This window comes from Lentiprolixibacter sp. (assembly GCF_982873095.1).
The window spans coordinates 1,827-2,236 of the sequence record NZ_CEYNTP010000340.1; the positions used below are offsets into that span (position 1 = coordinate 1,827).

The following is a 410-nucleotide window of genomic DNA, read 5'->3' on the forward strand; positions in this document are numbered from 1 at the left end:
CTTACGTTTTTGTCCACTATTCACACCCCCCCCTGAAGGACCGTATCCTGAATCTCAAGGCATGATTTTTGTTGGTTACTACAAAAGTTTGTGGTAATTTTAAGTTATGCGGACGGAAACTGTCATAGAGAAGGAGAACAGGGAAATTGCCAAACAGTACAAGGAGCTACTGCGTATAAGCTACCAGGCTTTGAGCGATGAAGACAAGCGACTGATACGTTCGGCTTTTGACGTTGCCGTGGATGCCCACAAGAACCAGAGAAGGCGATCCGGAGAGGCCTATATCTTCCATCCTATTGCCGTTGCTAAGATTGTGGCCTCTGAAATTGGACTTGATGCCATATCAATTGCTTCTGCCCTCCTGCACGACGTGGTAGAAGACACCGAATATACCCTTGACGATATCGAAA

The 410-nt window shown here is 46.3% G+C and carries 2 protein-coding genes; both read left to right on the top strand.

What is annotated here, in order from left to right; genetic code table 11:
• A partial coding sequence (locus AC4E7D_RS14135) for a hypothetical protein (protein WP_490174422.1) occupies positions 1-65 on the top strand: 65 nt, incomplete at its 5' end.
• Positions 66-106: 41 nt separating this feature from the next.
• Positions 107-410 (top strand): HD domain-containing protein (locus tag AC4E7D_RS14140; protein WP_490174421.1); only part of this gene is annotated, 304 nt, incomplete at its 3' end.